This is a genomic window from Burkholderia sp. 4NA327C6, assembly GCF_005502655.1.
GTDB classification, from domain to species: domain Bacteria; phylum Pseudomonadota; class Gammaproteobacteria; order Burkholderiales; family Burkholderiaceae; genus Burkholderia; species Burkholderia contaminans.
Genome location: NZ_SCNZ01000030.1, coordinates 23,461 through 48,346 on the forward strand (window position 1 = coordinate 23,461; position 24,886 = coordinate 48,346).

Consider the following 24,886-nt stretch of genomic DNA (forward strand, 5'->3'; position numbering starts at 1 on the left):
CGGATACTCAATCGATGACGCAGGGCGGCTGGTCGCGAAGCCCCATCAGCCAGCCATAAACGTCGGCCATTTGCGTGGCAACCACATTCCACGTGAAATGACTTTCGACCAGCGATCTCGCCACATTGCCCATTGCCACGAGCCGTGCATCGTCGATGGCATGCAGGTCGCCAAGGAATGCGCGCAGTCCCTCGACCGAATTGAGAATCTCGAATGCGGCGTGTCGGGAAAATCCGATCGACAGATTGCATTCGCGCGTCAGCGCGACGGGTTTCCGGAACGACCATGCCTCGAGCGGCACCATCGGCAGGCCTTCGCTGAACGACGGCAGGATCACGCAATCGCAGGCCGCGTAGGTTTTTTCCTTGTCCTGGCCGAATTGCGGACCGATGAAATGGACCCCGTCGCCGTTCACGCCCTCGCTGACCATGCCGCGCAATTTATCGACGTAGGAAGGATCCCCCCAACCACCGACGATCAGGTTCCAGCGCGCATTGATCGAATCCGTCATGACGCACCCCTTCCAGGCGCTCAGCAGATTCTCCACGCCCTTCTTGGGATGCAACCGCCCGAAATAAAGCAGCAGTTTCCGGGATGCCAGTTCGCCGGTCCACCAGGACGGCAACCCGGGATTGTCCAGCTCCGGAATCGTCACACCGTTATGCACGATGGCGATCGGCTGTTTCAGACCCACGGCCCGGATCGCATCCGCCTCCTCGCGATTCAGTGCATGAAAGCACGCGGCGCGATTCAAATGGCTGTGTTCATAGGCCGCGAGCGCGACCCACTTCTTCAGTTTCGAACGCTTCATGATCCATGGATCGAGCATGCCGTGCGGCGAGATGATGTAGGGCTTGCGTCGACGCCGATGCCACGCGACGACATCCGCCGAAGGGTGCATCCAGATTCCGTGCGTGTGAACGATTTGGGCATCGGATGCCAGCAGCGAAGTGCGCAAGCCCGGGGAGTAGCCGAACATCGCGGGACCGACCGCGTCACGGGTCGTCACCCGCGTCCCGCGCCATTGCGGAAGGTCGGTCCTGGTGTTCGCGTCGTTCAGTGCGAATACGCGCGGTACGAACCCGTTGGACGGCAGCGCGAGTGCGAGGCCACGTACCGCGTCGAACAGGCCGCCAGCGGTTCTGGACGCGGACGCCGTTACGAACCCGACCTGATGGCCCGGCGCCTGCGCAGGATGGAAGTCGGCCGTCCCGGTCACGCGGCCTCCCGCAGAAGATCCGCAAACCGCGGATACAGGCGACGATAGCGCTCTACCGCGCGATCGATCTCCGCCTGCCCCCGCGACGGCGCCCGATAGTCGGCGATCATCGTTCGCGCGATTTCATCCACATTGAAACCGTCGATGTCGTATACGCGGGCGCTCAAACCCAGGTCCGTCATGATGCCGCTCGTCTTGGGCAGGTAGGAGAGCGCCACGAGCGGCCGTCCTGCCAAAAGTCCAAAGATGCATGAGTGAAAGCGGCTACCCAGAAATACCGAGGAGCCGGCGATGATGCTCCTGACGTCCGCCACGGGTCGGTCTTTCTGATCCAGGATGACGAATTCCCGACACCGCTCGGCGATCTCGCGGCCCACCGGCAGATCGGCCGCGACCTGGTTGACGATGACGATCCGCACGCCCAGCGTGTCGTGCAGGATATTCAGCAGTTCGCACAGGCTGCGGACATACCGTTCCTTGGCCTGCGCCTGGTCGGCGGCAAGCGGAAACGCCCATTCGATCACCGAAACCGCGATATAAGGCTCGTCCGGATCGATTCCGAGTTCCGCCTTCATCGACGCGGTCGCGGCCGGCGTCGCAGCATGCCAGAAGGCAAGATCGCCGGTCCTGGCGACTCGCGCTGCCGGCAACGCGAGCGTCTCGACGACAAAATGGTACGACTCGCTTTCCCGTACGCAGATGAGGGATGCCTTGGCGAGCACCTTTGCGGCAAACCACCGGCCGCGCCTGGAGCGGATCGGACCGACGCTCTGCGGCGCCAGAACCACGGTGGCGCCAAACTTCGAAGCCGCCCAGATCTGGATCAGGTTCGCGTAGTACGACGGATTGGAGTCTTCAAGATATCCGCCGGGACAACTGACGACGACATCGGCTTTCCCGAGCGCGTCGATGGCACGTCGTTGCTCGACCGGAATCAGACGGCCGAGCAGCCACGGTCGTCGCAACGATACATAGCAGATCGTGATGGCCTGGCGGACGACATTGCACAGACGGCGGCGCCACATGTGCTTCGATACGCAGTTCCCGAGTCGCTCGTGCCACGTCACCCGTGGCAGATGAGCGCGCTGCGTCGACGGCTGGTATGCGATACCGCTGAGAGAGGCGTTCGGGAAGGCTTCGAGGATTTCGTCGATACACACCTCGATGAGCGCCGCATCGCCTTTGTTCACCGCGCCGAAGACATTGGCCACCACGACATGATTCACTTGCATTTCGAGAACCCGTTCACGAAGTTCAACACATTTTCGGAAAACCGCTGCAAATTCCAGTCATCGAGATTCCACGGAAAGTTGCGCCTGAGTGCAGACAGCTTCTCGTCGTCAAGCAGTATCGCGACGCCGCGGTCGATGTCTGCATCCGTTCCATCCGTCACGAACCCGTTTTCGCCGTGGCGGACCAATTCGTGCGCCGCTCCGCAGCCGTCGCTGCACAATACGGGCGTCCCGCACGCAAGCGCCTCGTTCAGACACAGGCCCCACTGGTCATAGTCACTCAACAGCATCATGAAATTGGCAAGCGACAGGTACACCGGCATGTCCTGGTTGGGAACCAGTCCTTTGAACACGACGTAGCGCGCGATTCCGAGGCGCTCGCAGCGCTCGCGCAGCGACGCCTCGAGCTCGCCGGCGCCGATAATCAGCAGCGAAACACCGATCGCCGTTGCCCGCGAACGCGCGTACGCGTCGATGACTTTGTCGACACGCTTGCGAGCCACCAGGCGCGACACGCAGACGATGTACCTTTCCGGCAACCCCATCTGCGCGCGGAGCTCGGACGGCCGGACGCGTGCCGCGGCGGCGGCCGTCGTGAACCGACTGTTGTCGACCACGTCGTAGCCTACGTGGATGCGCTCCGCTGGAATGCCGAGGAACTGGAAGTACTGACGCTGCCGGCGCCCGGCCACGATCGCGCCGTCATACAGGCACGCGAGCCGGGCCTTGAGCAGTTCGCGTCCCGGCCGGCGCACGCCGTCGTCGAACTTGCTGTCCGCACAAAACACGATTTTCGTGCGACGCGCCAACCATCGGTAAATCAACCCGACGATCGAATATGGAAAGTTGTATCCGATCGTCACGATCATGTCCGGCTTTTCACGAACGATTTCCCTGAACAGGCGCGCGAGCAATATCGGCCGCTTGAACTGCGCACGCTCCTGCGCCACGTAACGCCAGCCGCTTGCCGGCGCATCGCACCCGGAGTGCCCTGCGTCTCGATGGAGGTAATCGGACGATTTGCGATTCATCACCAGCACGCGAAATTCGACGTTCGCCTGCACGAGACGGCGCTGCGCATCGTTCAAACGCGCGGTATGGTAATCGCCGATGCTACCGATCAAGAACAGAACCTTCATATTCCTTCTCGCGATACTCTTGAAATACCTCGTATTCGCCGAAGAGAACCAGGAATACGTCGAGGCCCAGCAGACAGATCGCGACGGATACGATTCCCCCATGCCGCACAGCCAACAGTCCGACAACGATCGTCATGCCGGCGGCAAACAAATAGGCAAACGCAAAGCGGATATGGCGATTGATCGCAATCACGAAGATGGACGCGGATTGCCACAGCGAATTCGCGACCATCGAGAGCAACAGGATGTCGAACAGCGTCGAATCGAAAACGACGTGCTTGCCGGTCCAAGCGGTATAAAACCGCTCTCCGTATGCGCTCATTGCGACACCGACCGCGCCCGCGACAACCACGGTCACGATCGTCAGTCTGCGCTTGATACGTATGACGTCCGCCTTTCTCCCCACCGCGGCAAGCTTCGACACTTCCGACCAGACCGAGTTGGACAACAGGTTCATCATTTGCACGGCGACTCGCGTAAGCGTTCGCATCGTCGAAAACGCCGCCACCTGTGCCGGGCCGAGTGCCGTCCCGATCACCCAGAGGATTCCCTGGAAATTCAGCCCGTTGCTGAGCGGGAATCCGAGGAACGCCAGGGACGGAACCAGAGATTTCCTGAGCCAGCCCCAGTCGATCGTCAATGGAAATAGCGTGGCCCACGGGCAATAGCGTTTCTTCACGACGTGCTGCGCGACGAAGCCGGCAATGCGCGCGAGGAGCATGCCGGTGGCGACGGCAATCGGTGTCTTGAATATCACCAGCGCAACCAGCCCGAACGCCAGCGCGACAAAACGCGTCACGTTCAGAATGCCGACCGACAGTGCATAGCAATTGGCGCTTCGCAACGCGGCTGTCTGGGGGCCATACAGCACGCTCAGGCATACGTCTCCGATCAGAATCAACGCGACGAACCTGACCTCGTCCCCCGTCATGTACCGGAACACGTGGCCGCCCGAACCCAGGACCCACCACGCCGCGCCCGACACGATCAGCACGATGAGCACGAACATGGCGACCGTGGCAGCGAGCGTCCGGTAAATCACCTGAAGGCGTTCGTGATCTCCGACCGCTGCCCGCTGGTCCATCTCGTTCGCCGCAACGGTCGACAAGCCCAGATCACTCAAAGCGAGGTAGGTCGGAATCGTCGAGATCAGTATCCATTCGCCGTATTTCGCCGCGCCCCACACCGACAGAAACAGGGGAACCGATACGATCTGGGCGAACACACTCACGGCCTGTCCGAGACCGTGAGCGAGAAATGCCTTGATGATGCGTTGTGCCGACATGGTGGGTTCGAATCGATAGCCGGGCTAGGCTGGTCGTCCGGGCCCGGTCTTGAAATTATTGCCGTGGTGCGTATTCGTACTGATACGCGTACTTGTATTTCCCGTATGCGTACCCCGCTGTGTTCAGGGGCAGATCGTTGAAGATCACGCCTTTCAGCGTCCCGCCCCCCTGGCGCAACTGCTTGATTGCCATTTCCACTTCCCGCGGTGGATTCGCGCCGAAGCGCAACACCAGCAGCGTCACACCGGCGTAGCGACCTATGATGGCGGGGTCCGTGACGGCCAGCACGGGTGGGGTATCGACGATTACGTGGTCGTATCGGGACGAGAGCTGACTCAACACCTGTTCGAAGTTGGGATGCAGCAGGAGCTCGGCCGCATTCGGCGGCAGTTCGCCGGTAGGAATGAAGTCAAGACCCTTCACGAGCGTGTCGGGCTGGATGAATTCGCCGGCGTCGCCACCCGATCTGATCAACTCGGTCAATCCACGTCCTCGCGCCGCCCCGACGTAGCGGTGCAGGTAGCCGCGACGGAGGTCTCCGTCGATCAGCAGCACTCTCTTTCCCGAACTCGCCATCAACGCAGCGAGGTTGACGGCAATGAACGACTTGCCCACGCCCGGTGCGGGGCCGGTCAGCATCAGTATGTTGTTTCTGGCATCGAACTGAGCGAACTGCAATGCGGTGCGCAAGCTGCGAATGGCTTCGACGGCAAGATCGGTCGGTGCGGCCCGGGCGAGCAACGGCGCATTGTTACCGCCCGCTCGCTCGATGCGTCCGAACGTAGACTGTTGATCAGAGTGCGGAATCGTCGCATAGACGGGAATCCCGAACTTGTCTTCGACTTCGGCCGGATCTTCGATTCCGCTGCGCAGTGCCTTGAACGCGAAGGCGGTGACCAGGCCCACGAATATGCCGAGCGTGGTGGCCACGAGGATGATCAGACCGGGACGCGGCCATACCGGCACCGTAATCAGCTCGGCGCCGTCGAGCAGACGGACATTACCGGTCTTGCCCGCCTTCAGTACCCTCAATTGCTCGACATTGTTGAGCAGCGTGGTATAGATTTCCTGCGCCACCATCGCGTCACGAGCGAGGCCGACGGTATCCTGCTCGTTGGCGGGAATCGCTTTCAGTCGCTGGTTGAATGCCGCGATCTGAGCGTTGACGGTATCGAGCTGCCGATTGACGGCGTCGACATTAGGATGCCGCGGGGTGAAGCGCTGAAGCAGTTGATCACGCTGAAGAACGAGCTGACTCTTCTGAACCTCCGCCTGCACGATCTGGTTCAGCAAGCTCTGGGCCTCGACCGGCAGATCGACGATGGTGTTTTTAGTCCTGTAATTGTTGTACTTCGTTTCCGCCTTCGTCAGATTGTCCTTCAACCCGGGCAACTGGCGGTCGAGGAACCGAATCATGTTGTCCGCCTCCGCCGACTTTCTGTCGACGTTCTGCTTGACATACAGCCGTGCGATCTCGTTGAGCACGGCCTGAGTCTTGTGCGGATCGTCGCTGCGCCAGACCGTGCTGATGATGCCGGAATCTTTCCCTTGCTCGGAGATGTTCAGAGACTTCTGAAGTCGCGTGATGACATCGAGACGCTTCGAGTGAACGAGCTGAAATCGCGTCCCCGGCCGCCCGACGAGGCGCTCGACCGTGACCGTGACCACGCCGCCCGGGACCGTCGCACGGCACACCCTGGCAACGTCGCAATGGTCGACCACCGGTTCGTCGTCGGGCGAACGCAGGCTGTACTGGCCGTTCGGCAGCGCGGTCACCGTCCAGATGCGACCGTTGTACTGTGACGGCACCTCCATCTGCGTGACGTCGATCACTTCGTTGCCCCAGGCGAAGGAAGGCATATTCAGGCGTGGCGCTCCATCGACGGGTGCCGGTACGCGGGACGCGAGGAAGCGGCCAAACAGCGGGAAATAGGTCGGTTTCGCGTCGATATCCAGATGCACTGCATCCACGGTGGGGCCGAGAATCATGCGCGACCTCAGAATCTCGATCTCCGTCGTCGCAGCCGTCTTCAGTTCGAACATGCTCGCCAGATCGCCCAGGGCCGATCCGATCGAATTGCCGTTCTCTTCGACCTGAACCAGGATGTTCGACTCGTAGGTCGGTTTCGTGATCAGCGCATACAGGCCGCCCAGCAACGCTGCACCGAGCGCGAACGCGAGAATTACGTTCCTGTATTCCAGCAGCGCGGCCAGGTGCTCGCCGAGACTCGTGCTTTCCTCAGTTGAAGAGCTGCGTTGCCTGGACAGGAATTCATCTGCTTCTTGCATGGGCTTGGTTCGATTAATTGAGTTGCTGAAACGTGTCCGATTGGGGGTCTTTCATTCCCCTCACCGGCGTGGCCGGGATGCCAGTTGCCTAGCGCGTCTGCACTGCATCCGGTTCGGTGATGCGCTGGCCGGAAATCGCAATCCTTTCCGACCATGCGCTCACGCCTTTTTCGATCGAGTCGAGTGCCGTTTCGAACGCCTCCCGACCGCGCCTGAACGGATCCTGAATATCGGCGTCGCCGAACTCCCCCAGGCGAAACACCCGCCCTCTCGACAGCGGGTTCAATCTTTCGACATAGCGCTTCTGCTCCATGTCCATGACGAGCATCAGATCGGCGTGCATGCAATGCGAGCGCAACAGTTGCCTTGCACGATGACCTTCGATGTCGAAGCCTCTCTCCCGCATCAATTCCCTGGCGAACGGGTCCGCCTGCTCCCCGACCAGCGCGCCCACCCCTGCGGATTGCACGATGCAATCCGGTAGCGCGCTTGCCAGCATGGCCTCGGCCATCGGGCTGCGACATATGTTTCCGATACAAACAACCAAAATGGATCGAATCATCGATATTTCCCGGTATCGTCCAGCGTTACGCCGGACGTCCACTTCACCGCGTGCGAGACATCAACATGAAAATGCTCCGAGGCAGTCGGAGGCGCATGACGTCATTCAACCTTGTCCGTCCCGGCACGCTGGGCGAACACTGCGTTCCGCGACGTCGCGGATTCCGCATATCTCGCTTGATAATCCGCGTACGCGATGGCCAGCCCCTCTTCGAGGCCAGTCGTCGCGCAAATCCCGAGCGAATGCAGTTCGCTCACGTCGAGAAGCTTTCGAGGCGTGCCATCGGGTTTCGACGTGTCGAAGACGATCTCGCCGTCGAATCCGACCACCTTGGCGATCGTCCGGGCCAGCTCGGCGATCGACAAGTCGACGCCCGTGCCAACATTGATATGCGCGGCCGGCGGCCGTCTCGCCTGCTTCCACGGTTGCGCCGGGATCTGCATGATGGCCACGGCAGCAGTCGCGAGATCGTCCACGTAGAGCAACTCGCGCTTCGGGTTCCCGCTGCCCCACACCGTCACCGACGCACTGCCGCCTGTCTTCGCTTCATGCATCCGGCGTATCAGCGCCGGCACGACATGACTGTTCTCGGCGTGGTAGTTGTCGCCCGGACCGTACAGGTTGGTCGGCATGACGCTACGAAAATCGGTTCCATACTGCCGGTTGTAGCTCTCGCACAGCTTCAGTCCTGCAATTTTGGCGATCGCGTACGGTTCGTTGGTGGGTTCGAGATACCCGGAAAGCAGCGCGCGTTCCGGGATCGGCTGCTCCGAGAATTTCGGGTAAATGCATGACGAGCCGAAGAACATCAGCCGATGGACGCCTGCGCGATACGCATGGTGAATGACGTTCGCCTCGATCATGAGATTGTCGTAGATGAAATCGGCCGGATACGTCGCGTTGGCCTGGATTCCACCGACCTTGGCCGCCGCCAGGTAGACGTGATCGATCGCCTCGCTCTGGAAGAACGACTCGACCGCATCGCCGTCCGCGAGATCAAGTGCTGCTCGCGTGCGAGTGATGACCGTGCAGGATTCGATTGCCGACAGCCGGCGGACGATCGCACGTCCGACCATGCCATTGTGGCCCGCGACGAATACTCTGATGTGTTCGCCCATTGCGTTACTCGTTGTATGCAAACGCCGTGAAACCGGCCAGTTTGATCAATGCATCGCGCTTGGCCGCCTGGTAGTCGGCACGCACCATTTCCTTGACCAACTGTTCGAACGAGATCCTGGGCGTCCAACCGAGTTTCGATCGCGCACTCGTGGCATCGCCAAGCAAAGTCTCGACTTCGGTCGGACGGAAGTAGCGCGAATCGACACGCACGACCACGTCACCTTGCTTGACCTTGAGATCGGCATTCTCGACCGCTTCCACGATGGCGATCTCGTCGACACCCGCTCCCTCGAAGCGCAGAACGATTCCCAGTTCGAGCGCCGCGCATTCGACGAACTTTCGAACGCTGTGCTGGATTCCCGTCGCGATGACGAAGTCTTCCGCGCTTTCCTGCTGGAGCATCAGCCATTGCATCTCGACGTAGTCGCGTGCGTGCCCCCAGTCGCGCAGTGCGGACAGGTTGCCGAGATACAGACAATCCTGCAGGCCCACCGCAATTCGCGACAGTGCCCGGGTAATCTTTCTCGTCACGAAGGTTTCGCCGCGCACCGGGGATTCGTGATTGAAAAGAATGCCGTTGCATGCGTAGATGCCATAGGCTTCGCGATAATTGACGGTGATCCAGTACGCGTAAAGCTTGGCGACGGCGTACGGGCTGCGCGGGTAGAACGGTGTCGTCTCGCGCTGCGGCGTCTCCTGAACGAGCCCGTAGAGTTCCGATGTCGACGCCTGGTAAAAACGCGTCTTTTCCTCGAGAGACAGGATGCGAATCGCCTCGAGCACACGCAGCGCGCCGATACCATCGGCGTTCGCCGTGTACTCGGGCTCCTCGAACGACACGGCGACATGGCTTTGTGCAGCGAGGTTGTAGATCTCGTCGGGCTGAACGCGCTGGACGATGCGCACGATGCTCGTCGAGTCCGTCAGATCGCCGTGGTGCAGCACGAATCGACGATCCGATACATGCGGATCCTGGTAAAGGTGGTCGATACGATCCGTATTGAACAGTGATGCGCGGCGTTTGATGCCGTGCACCTCGTAACCTTTTTCCAGCAGAAGCTCCGCCAGATACGATCCGTCCTGCCCCGTCACACCGGTGATTAGCGCTACCTTGCGTGTCATGTTTTCACTCCGCATCCCCTGGTCGCCGCCGGGGGGATTGCAAATGTCCTGCTGATTTTCAGAACCGTTCGCTCGACGAAATGCCGCGAACGCCCACCGCATTCATTCGGCTCCGTATCGATTACTTGGTCACCACCGCCGCCGTCAGGCCGGCATTCACGGCCGGCAACAGCAGACTGAGCACCCGGTTCAGGCGAACGAGCCCATTGCCGTCGACATAGACGACGTCATTCGGCTGAAGCTGAAACTGGTTGGCCAGCACCATCGCAACAGGCGAACGTGCGTCGAGATGAAAGACATGCGGGTCGGCATTCAGCGCGCCGCGAATCACATACATTTGGGCGGCGTCGGCCGTGTTGACGTTGATGCTGCCCGCCTGCGAGAGCGCGTCGCTCAGTGAGAGCGACCCGTCGCGCATCGGCAACGCCGTCATCGGCTTGTTGACCTCACCCATCACGTACACGCCGTTCTGATCGCGCGGCAGCACGCGCAGCAGATCGCCGTTGCGCAGCACGACGCGCGCCGGATTCTCCCCGCGCGCGAGCATTGCCGTGAGATTGATCGGATAGGACTTTGCTCCGCGCACGAGCACCATTCGACTCTGGTCGGCTGTGGCGCTGAATCCGCCGGCCCGCGTGACAGCCTCGTACAATGTCATCGGTACATCATTGACCGGCACTGCCCCTGGCGCATGTACTTCGCCATCCACGTAGACCTGCTTCGACCGGAACGATGCGACGCGTACCGTCACCTGCGGATCGCGGAACACGCTCGCCAGCCCGGCCGTCAGCTTCTTCTGAACCTCTTCGGGTTGAAGCGACGCAACGTGCAGCTTGCCGATATACGGAAACTGAAGGTCGCCGTTCTGATCCACCAGGTGCCCCGGAGCGGGGTCGAACGGCCGCGAGCTCGGCGTGGAAAGCTGGGGCCCTTGCGACTCGACCAGTTCCGGGTGATCCCACACGGTAATTTGCAGGACATCACCCGGACCGATTACGTACGGTGCGGGCTTTGAAAAGAGCGCGGCATATTCGGGGGTGCCGGAGCCCTCACGCTGCTCCCTGACCTGCCTGATCAGATCGACGGTAATTTCGGTAACGGGCACGTCCGCTCGCGCGGCCGGACGCTGGCTGTCGGCTGCGCTGACGGCAATCGACGCAGGCGCTTGCATGCGCATGCCGGGTGCGAACGTGCAAGCAGATAGCACGCTACATGATGCAATCAGAAACGTCGCCGACATGCGGCCGATCGGATACCCATACCGGTTGCGCTCGCTGCGCGTCGCCATCATCAAAATACCTTCAGCAAGTTTCATCCGTTTGCCCTGGACGCGCGTCGTTGCACAACGCACGTTGAAAATTTCGAAACCATCCGAACATGCGAATCCCGGGATATCAGCTCAATAAGCATTCGAATTCACCAACCCCTTCGCCACCGTCGCCAACACGATCCGCATGTCCAGCGCAAACGACCAGTTCCTCAGGTAATAGAGGTCATACTCGACGCGCTTCTGCATCTTCTCGAGCCGATCGGTCTCCCCGCGATACCCGTTCACCTGAGCCCATCCGGTGATCCCTGGCTTGATCCGATAACGATGGATGTAGCCGTCGACGACCTTCTGATAAAGCCGATCGTGTTCGATCGCATGCGGCCGCGGCCCGACCACCGACATCTCGCCGCGCAGCACGTTAAGAAACTGCGGCAGCTCGTCGAGGCTGGTTCGCCTGAGAAAGCGCCCGACCGGTGTGATACGCGAATCGCTCTTCGTCGCCTGCGTAACCACGCCTTCCTGTTCGGCGTGCACGCGCATCGTGCGGAACTTGATGATCTGGAATTTATGCCCGTCGGCACCCTTGCGGTATTGCTTGAAGAACACCGGCCCACGCGACGACAACTTCACCGCGATCGCGATCACCACCATCAACGGCATCAGCGCCACCAGCGCGACCGCCGCGAACAGGCGATCGAACACTTCCTTCTGCCACATCGCATGGCGCGGCATAGGCGACGCAACGAGATTGATGGCCGGTGCGCCGATGAGATCGATCATCGCGCCGTCGAACAACGCAACGCTGCGCATATCAGGAATAAAGCGGACGTTCACGAGATCGTCGGCGAACGTATTGACGAACCGCAGAACGGTCGCTTCCTCCGACAAAGGCAGCGCGAGCCAGATTTCCCGCACACCGTTCTCTCGAACGAACTGCGCGAACGCATCGAGCTCCGTGAATGCCGGCACGCGATGCGCAGCACTTGCGAGAACCGGACGCAGGTCGAATACGGCCGCCGGGCGGAAGCCGCTCGCCGGCGACTCCTCGATGTTCCGAATCACCTGCTGGCAATGTTGAGCGTAGCCAACTACCGCAACACTGCGCAGGTTGATGCCCGCATGACGAACGCTGCGCAGAAACAGATGCGTGCCGATTCGCGACGCGATCAGCGCGCTCCCCGTCATCGCGGTCCAATACACGAACCACAGCCTCGAAATCACATCCGATCGATGGAGCGAGAACATCAACACGATCCCGCACGCCTGGACGACGAGCCACGCGAGCGAGATCTTCCCGCTCAACCGCAGCATCGACCGTCCCCGCCACGATTCGTACACGCCGAACACCGGGAACATCACCAGTGCGAACGCGATCGCGAACGTGACGAGTGCGCTATCGAAGTGCCCCTCCGAAACCGTCTGATAGCGAAATTGCGATGCAAGCAACGAGCCGCCGACGATCAACGCGATATCGACGAGTCGCGCCACCAATCCTTGTAGACCGAACATTTCAATCTCCCGTCTGACGCCAACGATTTGAGTCGAATCGGCGCATCACGCTCGCCCGTACGTATCGTCGAACCGCACGATGTCGTCCTCGCCGAGATACGATCCCGATTGCACTTCGATGAGCTCGAGCGGCAGCTTTCCCGGGTTCTCGAGCCGATGCGTCACGCCAAGCGGAATGAAGGTCGACTGGTTTTCGCCGAGCATGAATTGCTCGTCTCCGCGCGTCACGAGCGCGGTCCCGCTCACGACGATCCAGTGTTCGGCGCGGTGGTGGTGCAACTGGAGCGACAGACGTCCGCCCGGATGCACGACGATGCGCTTCACCTGGAACCGCTCGCCGCGATCGATCGAGTCGTAGTAGCCCCACGGGCGTCGCACCTTGCGGTGCGTATTGGCTTCCGGCGCCTGCTGCGCGCGGATCCGGGCCACGAGGCCCTTCACGTCCTGAACGCGCGAGCGGTCGGCCACCAGCACCGCGTCGGCCGTTTCCACCACCACGGCGTTGGTCATGCCGACACATGCGACGAGCCGCCCCTCGGAATGAACGAAGCTCGACGTCGCACCCTCGAACACGACCTTGCCGCGTCCGACGTTGCCGTCCTCGTCCTTGTCGAGTGCTTCCCATACCGCATCCCACGAGCCGAGATCCGACCAGCCCGCATCGAGCGGCACGACCACGCCCCTCACACCGCTCGCTGCTGACGCAAGGCGCTCCATCACCGCATAGTCGATCGAATCGGCCGGCGACTGAAGAAACGCGTCCTCGTGCGGGCGAAAGAACGGACCGTCGTGCTTGCCGTGCATGTGCGCGGCGAGACACGCGGCATGCATGTCCGGCTGCAGCACGCGCAACGTGTCGAGCCAGACGCTCGCGCGTACGACGAAAATTCCGCTGTTCCACCAGTACGCGCCCGACTCGACATATTGGGCAGCGAGCTCCGCGGCCGGCTTCTCGACGAATCGCTCGATCCCGTGCGCGCCAGCGCCAAGGGCTTCACCGATCTTGATGTAACCGAAACCCGAATCGGGCCGGGTGGGTGGCACACCCAACGTCGCGATCGAGCCTCGCCCCGCATGTTGGACCGCCAACGCGATCGCACGATGAAACGCGGACGCATCGGCAATCGCATGGTCGGCCGGCATCGCGACGACGATCGCGTCCTGGCCGTCCGCGCAAGCGACGGACGCAGCCAGCGTCAGGGCAGGCGCAGTATCGCGACGCGCGGGCTCGACGACGATGCTGGCCGCAAGCCCGCTTGCGCGAAGCTGCTCCGCGGTGACGAAGCGATGCTCGTCTCCGCAAACGACGATCGGCGGCGATACCTCGCTGTCGTCAGCCTCGAATCCCGCCATACGCTGGACGGTTTCCTGAAGAAGGGAATCCGCACCGAGTACCCCGATCAGCTGCTTCGGGTATTGCTCGCGCGACATCGGCCACAAGCGTGATCCCGATCCGCCTGCGAGAACGACCGGCGCTACGCGAACCTTCACGTCCACTGCGTCGCCGAGGCCGGACGCGATCGGCCCGGCCGTGCCATATTCAGTCTCGATTGACGCCGACATAATTTGGACTCCTATTCTCTCGGGCAATGATCCGATCCGAAAAAACGAAAGGGTGAACCTGTCCCTTCGCTGACGCTCATCCAGCCGTTTCTACACGACTCGCTCCACCGCGCTCGAGCGCGCTCTGGACCGGTATTCCGACGGTGTCACGTCGAGGTGTCGCCGAAAAATCTTGGCCAGACGATCACCGTTCCCCCACCCGCATTGCCGCGCGATCGTACCGATCGGAAAATCCGTTTCCATCAATAGCGTCACCGTCCGATCGAGGCGAACCTGCAGCAAGAACTCGGACGGCGTCATGCCGATTTCCTGCTTGAAATGCCGCAGAAAATTTCGCTCGCTCATTGCCGCGACACGTACTGCATCGCTCACGGATATCGCTCGACCATAGTTATTACGCAGCCAGATTGCAGTCGCTCGGACCCGGTCGACAGGTGTGCCGTTGCGCACATCACCATCCTGCTCGGCCGGATCGGCGGCATCGTCCAGATCGAGCCGTGCGGCAATTCCACGCGCCGCATCGCCGCCCAGGTCGCGCTCGACGATCGCCAACGCCGCTCGCGCTGCTCCCAAGCCACCGCCCCCAACGCGCACCCTGCTCGTCACATCGATCGCATGCGGCCCCGCTCGCGCCGCATCGATCAACATTCGGCCTTCGCCGATTGCCTCGACCGCGGCCGCTTTCGGCAGCACGATTCGCAACCAGTCAATCACCCGAGCATCGCGCGCAGCGCGCAGCGCCCCTTGCCCGCCCGCAACGAACAGCGCATCGAATGCATGCGCCGAGCCGGCATCGCATGCAAATGTCCGCACACTGATGGCCGAAGACCAGACGATGTTTCCGCCTTTCGACGAATAAAAGCGAATGTCGTACAGCGGATGTCCGGTCGATCGCTGCGCATGGATTTCGTTGGCGACCGCGAACACCTCGAACAAGGCGCCAGCTGCGGACAACGAGAATCCGTCGAACACGAGAACGCCAATATCCCGATTTTTGCGTGACCGCCTCACATCAACTTCTGCCGCCGCATCTCCCGAATGATCGACACTCGTTTGCGTCATAGCGTGCTCTCGGACATCCAGTCCATTCAACTTCTGTCGTTCCGGAGCGACGTTTTTGCTCCATTGCGATGCATCATACAGATGGCGCCGAGTGGCGTTTATACGCTGGCCGATTCAAACAAACAGTCGTCGGATTAGTCTGCGGGATTTCCCTGATCGGCCAAATGTTGGCGGTTTCTGACTATGCCGTCACCGCAAAACAGAATGACGATGAGCCTTCGAAAGCCGCAGCACATACATGTCAAGTGCATGCAATCCGACGGCGGCGATTCGGCGATCGCGGCGTCGTGACATGCATGGCCGGCGGTCTTTCGCTCGGCAAGATGCACGGTGCATTCACGCAATGAACACGATGTGTCGCGATGTGACGGGACACGATTCCGCACCCACGGGTGTCGTCGTGAAGAAGGCGATCTGCAATGGCCACAGTCACGAGCACGACGACGCGACGCGATCGGCATCGTGACGATCAGCCTTCATCGATACGTCATCTTCGGCCATGAGGTCCGCCTGTGACCGAATAGCCCGGATCCGCCATCCCGGTGGCCGGCGAAACGCACGAACCACCCCATGCGGCACACTGTTCGTTCTGCTTCTCGTGATGACGAACACGCGCGGAAAACGGCTACGACATCGCCGCGCTGGCAACGAACGACGCGATAGAAACGGGGAGTGCGAACATGGCCGACAGCGCCATCCTCCTCAAGATGCGAGCACGCGCCACTTCACGCGAGCCACGGGCGCGGTGAGGCTGGATTTCGAGCAGCAGCAGCGCCCGGCCGTGTCGTGCGCCGGCCCAAATTCCCGACGCGACACTGAATGCGAGGTAGACGAGGATCCACACCAGACAGATCCGCGAGAAAACGAGAAGGGCGACGCTCATGCCAGCCATGCTCCGCTATCGTCAAGGGTTCGCGCAAAGACCGTGCGCAAGTCGATGACGCTAGCGTACATTGCAATGCAGCATACCGGACATGACAATCGTTCCGCTGATTCCGCCAATCGGTGGGTGCAGGTTTCCGTGCCGCAGGCTCAATCGCGCCGAAAGCCCGGAGCGAAGGCTCGTCGCGACGTCGAGAGAAATTCGCGTGATGTGCGAGTCATGAAGCGCGGCGGGTGACGGCGCCGCCGAAGTCAGCGCCGCTCTCCGTCACGACGATGACGACTTGTCGATATCGTTCGCATTGCCATCCATTTGCGATACCAACCGATACCAATCTTCTTGCGGCACGATTCGAGCAACGGTGGCAGGCATTCCACGCACGTGCTGCTCGACCCGAGATGAATAAAAAGGCCCGCGCGCCAGGCAGCGCACGGGCAAAGTTCCGAGGAGAGTTCCGGGGTGAACGCGCCTCCTCGAAAGGCCAGACCAAAGACTAACGTCGATTCCATCGATTCGAAACGAGATGGCGGCTGCGGCCATGATCATGGCCGAATGAAAATGTATCGATGCGTGCGCGCGCTTCCTCGCAGGGATCGCGCCGTCACTGCCGGCCCGCGTCAGGCAATTGGCGGATTGCTTCGGTGTTTTGGCCGACACGCGCAATCGAGGCCGGCCATGATGCGATGCATGCAGACGGACATTCACCGATCTCGCCGACGAAGCCGACACGTCACTGCGGTATCCGTGTTGCATACGGATGCGAGAAGCTGTGCCGGCGCAACTTAACGGATTTCCGGGAGCCCATTCGCCATGCTCGAGCTGGACACTTTCTTGCGCGTCATAGACGCAACCCCGCTTGTTGCGATCGACCTGATCGTCGCGAATGGCGATGGTGCGTATTTGCTCGGCCACCGTGTCAATCGTCCCGCGCAAGGTTACTGGTTCGTGCCGGGAGGCCGGATTCGCAAGAACGAACGTCTTGACGATGCGTTCGATCGTATCGTTCGAGACGAACTCGGAAGCAGCGGCCTGGAGCGGAGCGATGCCGAACTTGTCGGCATCTACGACCATCTCTACGACGACAACTTTGGCGGCGCGCCGGGCATCTCGACGCATTATGTCGTGATGGGATACAAGCTCAGGCACAAATTCGACCTGGTGTCGCTGCCGAATGCACAGCACACCGCATACCGTTGGGCAACTGCCGACGAGATCGTCTCCGATCAAACGGTGCATCCGAACACGCAAAACTATTTCAACGGAACACGCTGAAATCCGCATGCCGACCAGTGGATCGATGCGATCGAACCGCAAGTGCCATGCGAATGCCGGCGCGCTGGAACGTTCAGCTGCGGGAAGTACCGTTGCGCCATTGAACACCGTCCACCGGCGCGAACATCTTGTCACGCGCAGCCCCGCGATACTCGGTCGGCGACATCGACAGGTGCTGGCGGAACAGCTTCGCGAGCCGGTCTCCGCTACCGAGGCCGACACGTCGTGCGACCTTGTCGGCCGGCAAATCGGTCTCGACAAGCATGGAGCACGCCTTTTCGAGCCTCACCCGCAGCACGAACTCGGTTGGCGTCACCCCGATTTCGCTCTTGAAGCGCCGCAGAAAATTCCGCTCGCTCATCGCCGCAGCCTGGGCCGCATTGGCGATCGAGATGCGATTTGCGCTGTTCACGCGGAGGTGATGCGCGGCCGCACGGATCAGTTCGCTGGCTCGCGCTTCCTGCGCGCCGAACAGGACGCTCGCAAATTTCCTGTTCGCCCCGGGCATCATGCAGGAGACGATCTCTTGCGCGGCCTCGTAGCCGGCGTCGCGTACGACAATCGACAGCGCGGCCGCGAACATGCTCTCGTGGTCATCGTCGGACGGCCCCGATTCCCCGGCATTGCAAGCGGCCAGCGTCGCCTGCATCGCGCGCGGGATGCCGTCAGGAAATTTCTGGTTCAAGCGAATTGCTGTCAGCATCCCGGCGCCGCCGCTATCGCCCTTGACCACGCGCGCTCGCTGATGGGCATGCTGCAGCCAACCGATGAACTGATCGTCGAGGCCGCTCGCTCGCCCTTGACCACCCAGTACGAACATCGCCTGCACACTGCTTGCATCGAGTAGGCGAGGCGCATCCGTCCAGATCTGTACGCCGGATGACGAACGCACAGCGCCACCACGGCTGGAGTAAAGCCTCAGTTCATAACGGTCGGCAAATGTGGAATTGGCACGCTCGAGTTGATTGGCGAGTTCGAATACTGCAGCCAGCTTGCCCATTTGCATAATCGAAAATCCGTCGAGCAACAGGATGATTATGCTGTCGCGTCGACGATCGATACTTCTCGTTCGATCACCGCCCACTCTTAACCCCGTTGTCGTTACATTTGGCACTGTCAGCATCATCTCGGCCCTTAACAATTTTTTGCATTTTCTGCAGCGCATCATATGCGGCTAAATCGGCGGCCGTTCGATCAGTGTCCGATCTCGCCTCATTCTTGACGGAATCAGTCAAGGCATCGATCAGTCACTAATTATTTGAAGAGAATCAAGGAAACGGGGTGGGCAATCGACGAAAAGTCGTTCCAAATTGATCCAGATCAGTGCAAAATATTTTGTAACAAGATGCGTCCGGACGGGTCACAATATGTCCTTATGCCGATGACGCAAGCACTGTGCTCCGGTCCATGCAAGCCACGCGAATCGACGACATACAATAATGGCAAGGCTCGCAGTGGCGGTGCCCTTCGTTATCACGGGCCGGGAAAATAGCAGCGACACAGCCTGCTATGCAATGGATTCCGCTGCCAAGCCAATTGTTTAAGTGCGACCGAAAGAGTCCATTAGTGAACATTTTAACGTTTGCGGGCCTTTTCCAATACTCGACACCGGAATCGAGAAAACGCATTCACAGTCAGCTTTCCTCCGATCAATGCTGGGCCGCTTTGTTGGTTGGTAATAATTTGAAATATCAGGCACGCAGAGCCGCCGGCTGCAGTTGCGCCAGTCTCGTCGAGGCTATCTCTTTTCGGCATACCCGAATAGAACAGAACTGTCGTCGCACGGAGAGCGCCATCGAACCCGCGAGGCCAATCCGACGCCGAAGCGCAGCGTGATAGAACTGTCCGGGTGCGGTGCGGGCCGAGGTTGAACGGCCGCACGCGGTGTCCGCGCGGTGCCGGTCACTACCACCGCGCGCGGACGATCGACGCCTCACTACCGGAAGACAGGCCCGGAGATGCCCGTCGACACCTCGACTGAAGAAAAAGATTCGACGCACCGAACTCGACGTGCACACGAGCCAGCCATATCAATATGGACTCCGTACAAACTGAGCACTTACCGCAACCGAACACATTCATGTTCGCGCGTGGCGACAGGCATGGTGGGTCATGCCGATCAACAATCAACTGGACCGGCTGTGTTCCGGCTCTTCCTTTGTCGATGGAACATTACCTCTGTATATCGACTCATCGTCTTTTCACGCTAGATGTCGACAATCAAATCCTTTCATGCTCGTTACGCATACCATACATGCCTGATCGACATGAAAAGATACATTCATCATGCGCCAACGTCTAAATGGGGCTACAGTCCGTCACCGCAACATGCCACGTATTTCTAACAACCGAATATCACGCATGTCCTGCGCGTGTTCTTTCGACACATCACGGTTACGACTTCAACATGAAGCAGATCTGCGAATCGGAAATCTCACTCTCACCGCTACGCCAGGGAACTTCGCCCCGGACCGATCTTAACAAATCATTGATGAGGTACGACGCCATGCGCTGGACTTTCAACAGTCCGATTCAACCGGTTCATTGACGGATCATTCCTATTCTGATCGATTGCCTTTTTATTTATCCACCAAATGAACGATTCACGTCCGGCCTTAGCGATTCCATTACATTCACGAACATCACCAATCGGCCGAATCCATGAGAGACCAAAAAAATCGATGGCCGTTTCTTTTTCGAGACACTTCGCGATTTCAAGTTCTGCAGAAAAATATCTCGATGTAGGCTGCGCTGATTCATTTCAACACAAGCACGCTAACGAGAAGGAGAGAACATGAAACCCGCATTTATCGCGATCCTGGCAGTCGCGCCGGTCGCAATGGCCGGCGCCGCTCACGCACAATCGAGCGTGACACTGTACGGCACGATCGATACGTCGCTTACGTACGTCAATCACGCCGATGGCGGCAAGAACCTCTGGGCGCTCGGCAACAGCAGCGCGGGCAACTTGTCCGGAAGCCGCTGGGGGCTCAAAGGCACCGAAGATCTCGGTGGCGGCCTGGCAGCGATTTTCCAGTTGGAAAACGGCTTCAATCCGAGCACTGGTGGACTCGGCCAGGGTGGCCGGATATTCGGTCGCCAGGCCTTTGTCGGCCTCGCCAGCAATCGATATGGATCGCTGACACTCGGCCGCCAATACGATCCGCTGATCGATCTCGTGCAGCCGATTACCGCGGACAACTACTTCGGCAGCGCGTTCGCCACCGCCGGCGATGTCGACAACTACGACAACAGCTTTCGCGTCGACAATGCGGTCAAATACACGTCGCCCGTCATTGCCGGACTCCAGTTCGAGGCGATGTATTCGCTTGGCGGTGTCGCGGGCAGCACCGGCTCGAAGCAGTCGTATTCGGCAGGCGTGGCGTACAGCAATGGTCCGCTGAGTCTCGCCGGCGGCTACTTCTACGCAGCGAATGCGAATCCCGTCGCGGGCGATCGCTCGACGTGGTCGAGCACGTCGGACGGCACGTTCGATGGCGCAATCAATACGGGTTACCAGACGGCACACTCGATCGGCATCGCTCGCGTGGCAGGCCAGTACGTGGTCGGTCCATTCACTGTCGGCGCCGGCTACAGCAACGCGCAATATCGACGCGACGGCGCGTCGGTATTCACGAAGGACGAACACTACAACACCGCGCAAGGCTTCGTGAACTATCAGGCATCGGCGGCGTTACTGGTCGGGGTCGGCTACAGCTTCACGAAGTCGGGCGGCAACACCGCGGCGAACTACCATCAGGCTTCCGTCGGCGCGGACTACAACCTGTCGAAGCGCACCGACGTATACATGACGGCCGCCTACCAGCACGCGAGCGGAACGACCGCTGACGGAGCGGGCGGTGCGATGCCGGCACAGGCCTCGATCGGTTCGTACGGCTACAACGGCACGAAGTCCCAGACGCTCGTCAATCTGGGCCTGCGTCACCGGTTCTGATAGCGGGTTCGACTCGCCCGCCAGGCGGGCGACCGCGTCGGACGCTCGTGGCGATCGCTCGCTGCGGCCAGGTGGTCAGCACCAGCATGCAGCGAGCGCCGATGCCCGAACGACATCGGCGCCCGCCATGGGTTGCCTCGTGTCCGTGCATGCGAGCGCACGCGCTCGTCCGGCAGAAGCAACGCGGCCCGCAGCGTTACCGCACGCGCCCGGCCATGTTCGAACGGTCACGCGCGTGACGCTCGGCCGCGACTGCTTACTTCCGCAGCGAGATCTCCACGCGACGATTGCGCGCGCCCTTCGGCGGTAACGTTCGATGCGGCCGGGTTTGCTTCCCCGTGGCCGCTCGTGGCAAACGCATCGGCCCTCAGCCCGTGCTCGCGCAGATAGCTGGCGACGGCATCCGCCCGGCGCTTCGACAGCGCCTGATTGTGCGCATCCGAGCCGGTCGCGTCGGTATAACCGTCCACTTCCACACGCGAAAAATGCCTGTCGGCCTGCAGGTTCAGCAACGTGTCGAGCACAGCGTGGGCGGCTTCCCCCTTCCCCACGTCTCGCTCGCGCAATAGAGCCGGCCGAACAGGCGCCCCGTTGCAGGCTGGTTCGCTGCGGTTATTGGGCGCGCACTGCAAACCATTCGAATCACCCCGTCGCCGGCTGACGACCGGTGCAGCCGCCCTGCCCTGTAGCGCTCGAAAAAGTTCACTTGTAGATATCGCAACTTATTAGTAGCATTGTCTACATGAGTACTTCATCGATCTGGTCACTCCTTGTACTGACCCTTCCAACAGAAAACGCGACGGCCCGCATGCGGTTCTGGCGCGCGCTCAAATCGAAGGGCTGCGCGGTGCTGCGCGACGGCATCTACCTGCTGCCGTACACCGCAGAGCATGAAGCGACGCTGCGCGAACTCGCGGACGCCATCGCCGACAGCGGGGGCACGGCCTACCTGCTGCGCGCGCCCAGTCTCGACGCGTCGCAGGAACAGGAATTCCGCGCGCTGTTCGACCGCGACGACGACTACACAACCTTCACGCGCACGCTCGTCGACGCGCGCAAGACACTTGCCGGGCAGTCCCCCACGGAACTCACCCGCCTGCTGCGTCGCCTGCGCAAGGATTTCGACGCCATCCGGGCGATCGACTATTTCCCGGGCGATTCGGCCACCCGTGCCGAAGTCGCGCTGCAGGATTTCGTCGCGCTGGTCGACACCGTGCTGTCGCCGGGCGAGCCGCACGCCGCCGACCGCGCCATTCGCCCGCTGGCGATTGGCGAGTACCAGGGTCGCACGTGGGCGACGCGGCAGCGGATGTGGGTCGATCGCGTGGCCAGTGCGTGGCTGATCCGCCGCTTCATCGACGCGCAAGCCAGCTTCATCTGGATTGCGTCGCCGACGGATTGCCCGGCCGACGCGCTCGGCTTCGATTTCGACGGTGCGACGTTCACGCACGTCGGCGAGCGCGTGACCTTCGAGGTATTGCTGGCCAGCTTCGGGCTCGACAACGACCCTGCGCTGATGCGGCTCGGCGAGATCGTGCACGCGCTCGACGTAGGCGGCCCCGCCGCGCCTGAAGCGGTGGGCTTCGAGGCCGTGATGGCCGGCACGCGCCAGCGCACGGAAAACGACGATCAGTTGCTCGAGCAGATGGGCGCCGTACTCGATGCCCTGTACGCGCACTTCTCATCGAACGGCAAAAACCAAACTGCGGCCAGATCATGACCACTACCGTCGCCACCACAGAACCGACCTACTCGCTGGGCGAGCTGGTCGCCTACATGCTGCGTCTCGGCACCTTGGGTTTCGGCGGGCCGGTCGCGCTCGCGGGCTATATGCGTCGCGACCTGGTGGAGCGTCGCGGCTGGATCACCGAGGCCGACTACAAGGAAGGCCTCACGCTGGCCCAGCTCGCCCCGGGGCCGATGGCGGCCCAGTTGGCGATCTATCTCGGCTTCGTCCACTACCGCCTCCTCGGCGCGACACTGGTCGGTTTCGCGTTCGTGGTGCCGTCGTTCCTGATGGTGGTCGCGCTCGGGTTCGCGTACGCGCATTTCGGCGGGCTGCCGTGGATGCAGGCCGTCTTCTACGGCGTCGGCGCCGCGGTGGTCGGCATCATCGCGATGAGCGCCTACAAGCTCACGACCAAGACCGTCGGCAACGACAAGCTCCTTTGGGCGATCTTCCTGACCCTGGCCGCGGTGACCTTCATCACGGAATCGGAAATCGCGTGGCTGTTCGTCGCGGCCGGCCTGATCGGCTGGCTGTGGCGCGCGCCACCCAAGTGGCTGCACAAGGGCGGCCTGAATGCCGTTGCCGCCGCCAATCTTCCCGCAGCCAGCGGATGGCTGAGCGGCATCGATTTACCGCAGCTCGTTCAGATCGGTGCGTTCTTCATGAAGGCAGGGGCGTTCGTGTTCGGCTCCGGGCTTGCGATCGTGCCGTTCCTCTATGGCGGCGTCGTCACCGAACATCACTGGCTGAACGACAAACAGTTCGTGGATGCCGTCGCGGTCGCGATGATCACGCCCGGCCCGGTCGTGATCACCGTCGGTTTCATCGGGTATCTGGTCGCGGGATTCCCGGGCGCACTCGTCGCTTCGCTCGGCACGTTCCTGCCTTGCTACCTGTTCACGGTCATCCCCGCGCCTTACGTGAAAAAATACGGGCACCGACCGGGCGTCAAGGCGTTCGTGAACGGCATCACCGCCGCAGCCGTCGGCGCGATCACGGGCTCCGTCCTCGTGATCGCGAAGCGATCGATCGTCGACGTCCCGACCGCCCTGCTCGCCGTCGCCACCGTGCTGCTGCTGTGGCGTTTCAAGAAGCTCCAGGAACCGGTGATCGTGACGGCAGCCGCCGTGATCGGGCTCGTGGCGTTCCCGCTGCTCCATCATTGACTTGCGTCGCCGGCAGGCGAACGTGATGGGTCCGATTGCCGAAACGCTGCGGCGGATGCCCGCTGGCGAACCCCGACCGAGAGACCACTCCCCCTTCGCTACGCCTTTTTCGTATAACTGTTGCACCAGCCTTTCGCATTGACCTGCTTGCCGCCGAAAACCGCGCACGGACCCGTCGCGGCGCCGGCCTTGCCCTGGAAGAACTGGCAATTCGCACAGGCGTCGCCCGCGTGGAATTTCGGGTACTTCGCATGGTCCACCCGGCCGGCATCCGCCTTGTAGCCGAGCGCCAGGGCATTGGCATCGGTTTCCTGCACGACACCGGCCGCGGTATCGGCGGCCGTCGCGCGGCGTCCAACCGCGAGCGCGGAAGCAAGCACGGTGGTGACTTCAATAAAACGTCGACGTGAATATTTCATGGAGTCCTCACTTCAGCTTTGCATGAACGGATGTCCGGGAAGCGCCGCTCCCCGATGACGGGACGCCACCCGCTCCGAAACGGCACCGGC

General features: G+C 61.2%; 20 protein-coding genes and 1 pseudogene. 4 read left to right on the forward strand and 17 right to left on the reverse strand.

Annotated elements, in window-relative coordinates:
* Window positions 1-7: 7 nt before the first annotated feature.
* The 14 genes from FFS49_RS26575 to FFS49_RS26635 form a co-directional block, all read right to left on the reverse strand.
* Window positions 8-1,219, reverse strand: coding sequence for a glycosyltransferase (locus FFS49_RS26575; RefSeq protein ID WP_105817670.1), 1,212 nt, complete (start codon window positions 1,217-1,219; stop codon window positions 8-10).
* Complete coding sequence (locus FFS49_RS26580) at window positions 1,216-2,445, reverse strand: polysaccharide pyruvyl transferase family protein (protein ID WP_171026838.1); 1,230 nt, start codon at window positions 2,443-2,445, stop codon at window positions 1,216-1,218. The genes FFS49_RS26575 and FFS49_RS26580 overlap by 4 nt, the downstream gene beginning before the upstream one ends.
* On the reverse strand, window positions 2,442-3,590 hold the full coding sequence (locus tag FFS49_RS26585; RefSeq protein WP_171026839.1) for a glycosyltransferase: 1,149 nt from the start codon (window positions 3,588-3,590) through the stop codon (window positions 2,442-2,444). The genes FFS49_RS26580 and FFS49_RS26585 overlap by 4 nt, the downstream gene beginning before the upstream one ends.
* A complete protein-coding gene (locus tag FFS49_RS42120; protein WP_171026840.1) occupies window positions 3,565-4,875 on the reverse strand; it encodes a hypothetical protein in 1,311 nt (436 codons plus the stop codon). The genes FFS49_RS26585 and FFS49_RS42120 overlap by 26 nt, the downstream gene beginning before the upstream one ends.
* Window positions 4,876-4,930: 55 nt before the next feature.
* Entirely contained in the window at window positions 4,931-7,165 is a 2,235-nt protein-coding gene (locus FFS49_RS26590; protein ID WP_105817673.1) for a polysaccharide biosynthesis tyrosine autokinase, read from the reverse strand.
* Window positions 7,166-7,253: 88 nt separating this feature from the next.
* Window positions 7,254-7,727, reverse strand: a complete 474-nt coding sequence (locus FFS49_RS26595; RefSeq protein ID WP_105817674.1) for a low molecular weight protein-tyrosine-phosphatase — start codon at window positions 7,725-7,727, stop codon at window positions 7,254-7,256.
* A 101-nt stretch (window positions 7,728-7,828) separates the two neighbouring features.
* Complete coding sequence (locus tag FFS49_RS26600) at window positions 7,829-8,845, reverse strand: GDP-L-fucose synthase (protein ID WP_105817675.1); 1,017 nt, start codon at window positions 8,843-8,845, stop codon at window positions 7,829-7,831.
* 4 nt (window positions 8,846-8,849) lie between these two features.
* Window positions 8,850-9,968 carry a GDP-mannose 4,6-dehydratase gene (gene gmd / locus FFS49_RS26605; RefSeq protein ID WP_105817676.1) on the reverse strand — a complete coding sequence of 373 codons (1,119 nt, stop codon included), beginning with the start codon at window positions 9,966-9,968 and terminating at the stop codon, window positions 8,850-8,852.
* Window positions 9,969-10,089: 121 nt separating this feature from the next.
* On the reverse strand, window positions 10,090-11,208 hold the full coding sequence (locus FFS49_RS26610; protein ID WP_224755636.1) for a polysaccharide biosynthesis/export family protein: 1,119 nt from the start codon (window positions 11,206-11,208) through the stop codon (window positions 10,090-10,092).
* Between the two features lie 159 nt (window positions 11,209-11,367).
* Complete coding sequence (locus FFS49_RS26615) at window positions 11,368-12,747, reverse strand: undecaprenyl-phosphate glucose phosphotransferase (protein WP_137909924.1); 1,380 nt, start codon at window positions 12,745-12,747, stop codon at window positions 11,368-11,370.
* Window positions 12,748-12,792: 45 nt separating this feature from the next.
* The gene (locus tag FFS49_RS26620; protein ID WP_105817678.1) at window positions 12,793-14,310 is read right to left on the reverse strand and encodes a mannose-1-phosphate guanylyltransferase/mannose-6-phosphate isomerase; all 1,518 of its coding nucleotides are present in this window, start codon (window positions 14,308-14,310) and stop codon (window positions 12,793-12,795) included.
* Window positions 14,311-14,400: 90 nt separating this feature from the next.
* Entirely contained in the window at window positions 14,401-15,372 is a 972-nt protein-coding gene (locus FFS49_RS26625) for a helix-turn-helix domain-containing protein (RefSeq protein WP_105817679.1), read from the reverse strand.
* Window positions 15,373-15,997: 625 nt separating this feature from the next.
* Window positions 15,998-16,255, reverse strand: coding sequence for a hypothetical protein (locus FFS49_RS26630; RefSeq protein ID WP_137909925.1), 258 nt, complete (start codon window positions 16,253-16,255; stop codon window positions 15,998-16,000).
* Window positions 16,256-16,522: 267 nt separating this feature from the next.
* Window positions 16,523-16,960, reverse strand: coding sequence for a hypothetical protein (locus FFS49_RS26635; RefSeq protein ID WP_137909926.1), 438 nt, complete (start codon window positions 16,958-16,960; stop codon window positions 16,523-16,525).
* Window positions 16,961-17,065: 105 nt separating this feature from the next.
* On the opposite strand from FFS49_RS26635, the gene FFS49_RS26640 reads away from it, so the two are divergent.
* Window positions 17,066-17,527 carry a GDP-mannose mannosyl hydrolase gene (locus FFS49_RS26640; protein ID WP_105817681.1) on the forward strand — a complete coding sequence of 154 codons (462 nt, stop codon included), beginning with the start codon at window positions 17,066-17,068 and terminating at the stop codon, window positions 17,525-17,527.
* Window positions 17,528-17,600: 73 nt separating this feature from the next.
* Here FFS49_RS26640 and FFS49_RS26645 read toward each other — a convergent pair whose 3' ends face one another.
* Window positions 17,601-18,527: a helix-turn-helix domain-containing protein gene (locus FFS49_RS26645; RefSeq protein ID WP_224755621.1), complete on the reverse strand. Its 927-nt coding sequence runs from the start codon at window positions 18,525-18,527 to the stop codon at window positions 17,601-17,603.
* Window positions 18,528-20,321: 1,794 nt separating this feature from the next.
* On the opposite strand from FFS49_RS26645, the gene FFS49_RS26650 reads away from it, so the two are divergent.
* On the forward strand, window positions 20,322-21,482 hold the full coding sequence (locus FFS49_RS26650; protein WP_105817682.1) for a porin: 1,161 nt from the start codon (window positions 20,322-20,324) through the stop codon (window positions 21,480-21,482).
* A 256-nt stretch (window positions 21,483-21,738) separates the two neighbouring features.
* Here the strand turns inward: FFS49_RS26650 and FFS49_RS26655 are convergent.
* Window positions 21,739-22,018, reverse strand: a pseudogene (locus FFS49_RS26655) (OmpA family protein); the annotation flags it as partial.
* A 206-nt stretch (window positions 22,019-22,224) separates the two neighbouring features.
* Here FFS49_RS26655 and FFS49_RS26660 point away from each other — a divergent pair.
* Together FFS49_RS26660 and FFS49_RS26665 are read left to right on the forward strand one after the other, a co-directional pair.
* Window positions 22,225-23,202 (forward strand): chromate resistance protein ChrB domain-containing protein, encoded by a 978-nt coding sequence (locus tag FFS49_RS26660; RefSeq protein WP_171026841.1) that lies wholly within the window; start codon window positions 22,225-22,227, stop codon window positions 23,200-23,202.
* A complete protein-coding gene (locus tag FFS49_RS26665; RefSeq protein WP_105817684.1) occupies window positions 23,199-24,377 on the forward strand; it encodes a chromate transporter in 1,179 nt (392 codons plus the stop codon). The genes FFS49_RS26660 and FFS49_RS26665 overlap by 4 nt, the downstream gene beginning before the upstream one ends.
* 98 nt (window positions 24,378-24,475) lie before the next feature.
* Here the strand turns inward: FFS49_RS26665 and FFS49_RS26670 are convergent, their stop codons facing one another.
* Complete coding sequence (locus tag FFS49_RS26670; protein ID WP_105817685.1) at window positions 24,476-24,796, reverse strand: high-potential iron-sulfur protein; 321 nt, start codon at window positions 24,794-24,796, stop codon at window positions 24,476-24,478.
* Between the last annotated feature and the right edge of the window lie 90 nt (window positions 24,797-24,886).

Bases quoted from the DNA above. Each gene is read 5' to 3' on its own strand.
- FFS49_RS26640 (WP_105817681.1), top strand. From the start codon at position 17,066: ATGCTCGAGCTGGACACTTTCTTGCGCGTCATAGACGCAACCCCGCTT.
- FFS49_RS42120 (WP_171026840.1), bottom strand. From the start codon at position 4,875: ATGTCGGCACAACGCATCATCAAGGCATTTCTCGCTCACGGTCTCGGA.
- FFS49_RS26590 (WP_105817673.1), bottom strand. From the start codon at position 7,165: ATGCAAGAAGCAGATGAATTCCTGTCCAGGCAACGCAGCTCTTCAACT.
- FFS49_RS26615 (WP_137909924.1), bottom strand. From the start codon at position 12,747: ATGTTCGGTCTACAAGGATTGGTGGCGCGACTCGTCGATATCGCGTTG.
- FFS49_RS26670 (WP_105817685.1), bottom strand. From the start codon at position 24,796: ATGAAATATTCACGTCGACGTTTTATTGAAGTCACCACCGTGCTTGCT.
- FFS49_RS26600 (WP_105817675.1), bottom strand. From the start codon at position 8,845: ATGGGCGAACACATCAGAGTATTCGTCGCGGGCCACAATGGCATGGTC.
- FFS49_RS26660 (WP_171026841.1), top strand. From the start codon at position 22,225: ATGAGTACTTCATCGATCTGGTCACTCCTTGTACTGACCCTTCCAACA.
- FFS49_RS26665 (WP_105817684.1), top strand. From the start codon at position 23,199: ATGACCACTACCGTCGCCACCACAGAACCGACCTACTCGCTGGGCGAG.
- FFS49_RS26625 (WP_105817679.1), bottom strand. From the start codon at position 15,372: ATGACGCAAACGAGTGTCGATCATTCGGGAGATGCGGCGGCAGAAGTT.
- FFS49_RS26620 (WP_105817678.1), bottom strand. From the start codon at position 14,310: ATGTCGGCGTCAATCGAGACTGAATATGGCACGGCCGGGCCGATCGCG.
- gmd (WP_105817676.1), bottom strand. From the start codon at position 9,968: ATGACACGCAAGGTAGCGCTAATCACCGGTGTGACGGGGCAGGACGGA.
- FFS49_RS26585 (WP_171026839.1), bottom strand. From the start codon at position 3,590: ATGAAGGTTCTGTTCTTGATCGGTAGCATCGGCGATTACCATACCGCG.
- FFS49_RS26645 (WP_224755621.1), bottom strand. From the start codon at position 18,527: ATGGGCAAGCTGGCTGCAGTATTCGAACTCGCCAATCAACTCGAGCGT.
- FFS49_RS26650 (WP_105817682.1), top strand. From the start codon at position 20,322: ATGAAACCCGCATTTATCGCGATCCTGGCAGTCGCGCCGGTCGCAATG.
- FFS49_RS26630 (WP_137909925.1), bottom strand. From the start codon at position 16,255: ATGAGCGTCGCCCTTCTCGTTTTCTCGCGGATCTGTCTGGTGTGGATC.
- FFS49_RS26610 (WP_224755636.1), bottom strand. From the start codon at position 11,208: ATGTCGGCGACGTTTCTGATTGCATCATGTAGCGTGCTATCTGCTTGC.
- FFS49_RS26595 (WP_105817674.1), bottom strand. From the start codon at position 7,727: ATGATTCGATCCATTTTGGTTGTTTGTATCGGAAACATATGTCGCAGC.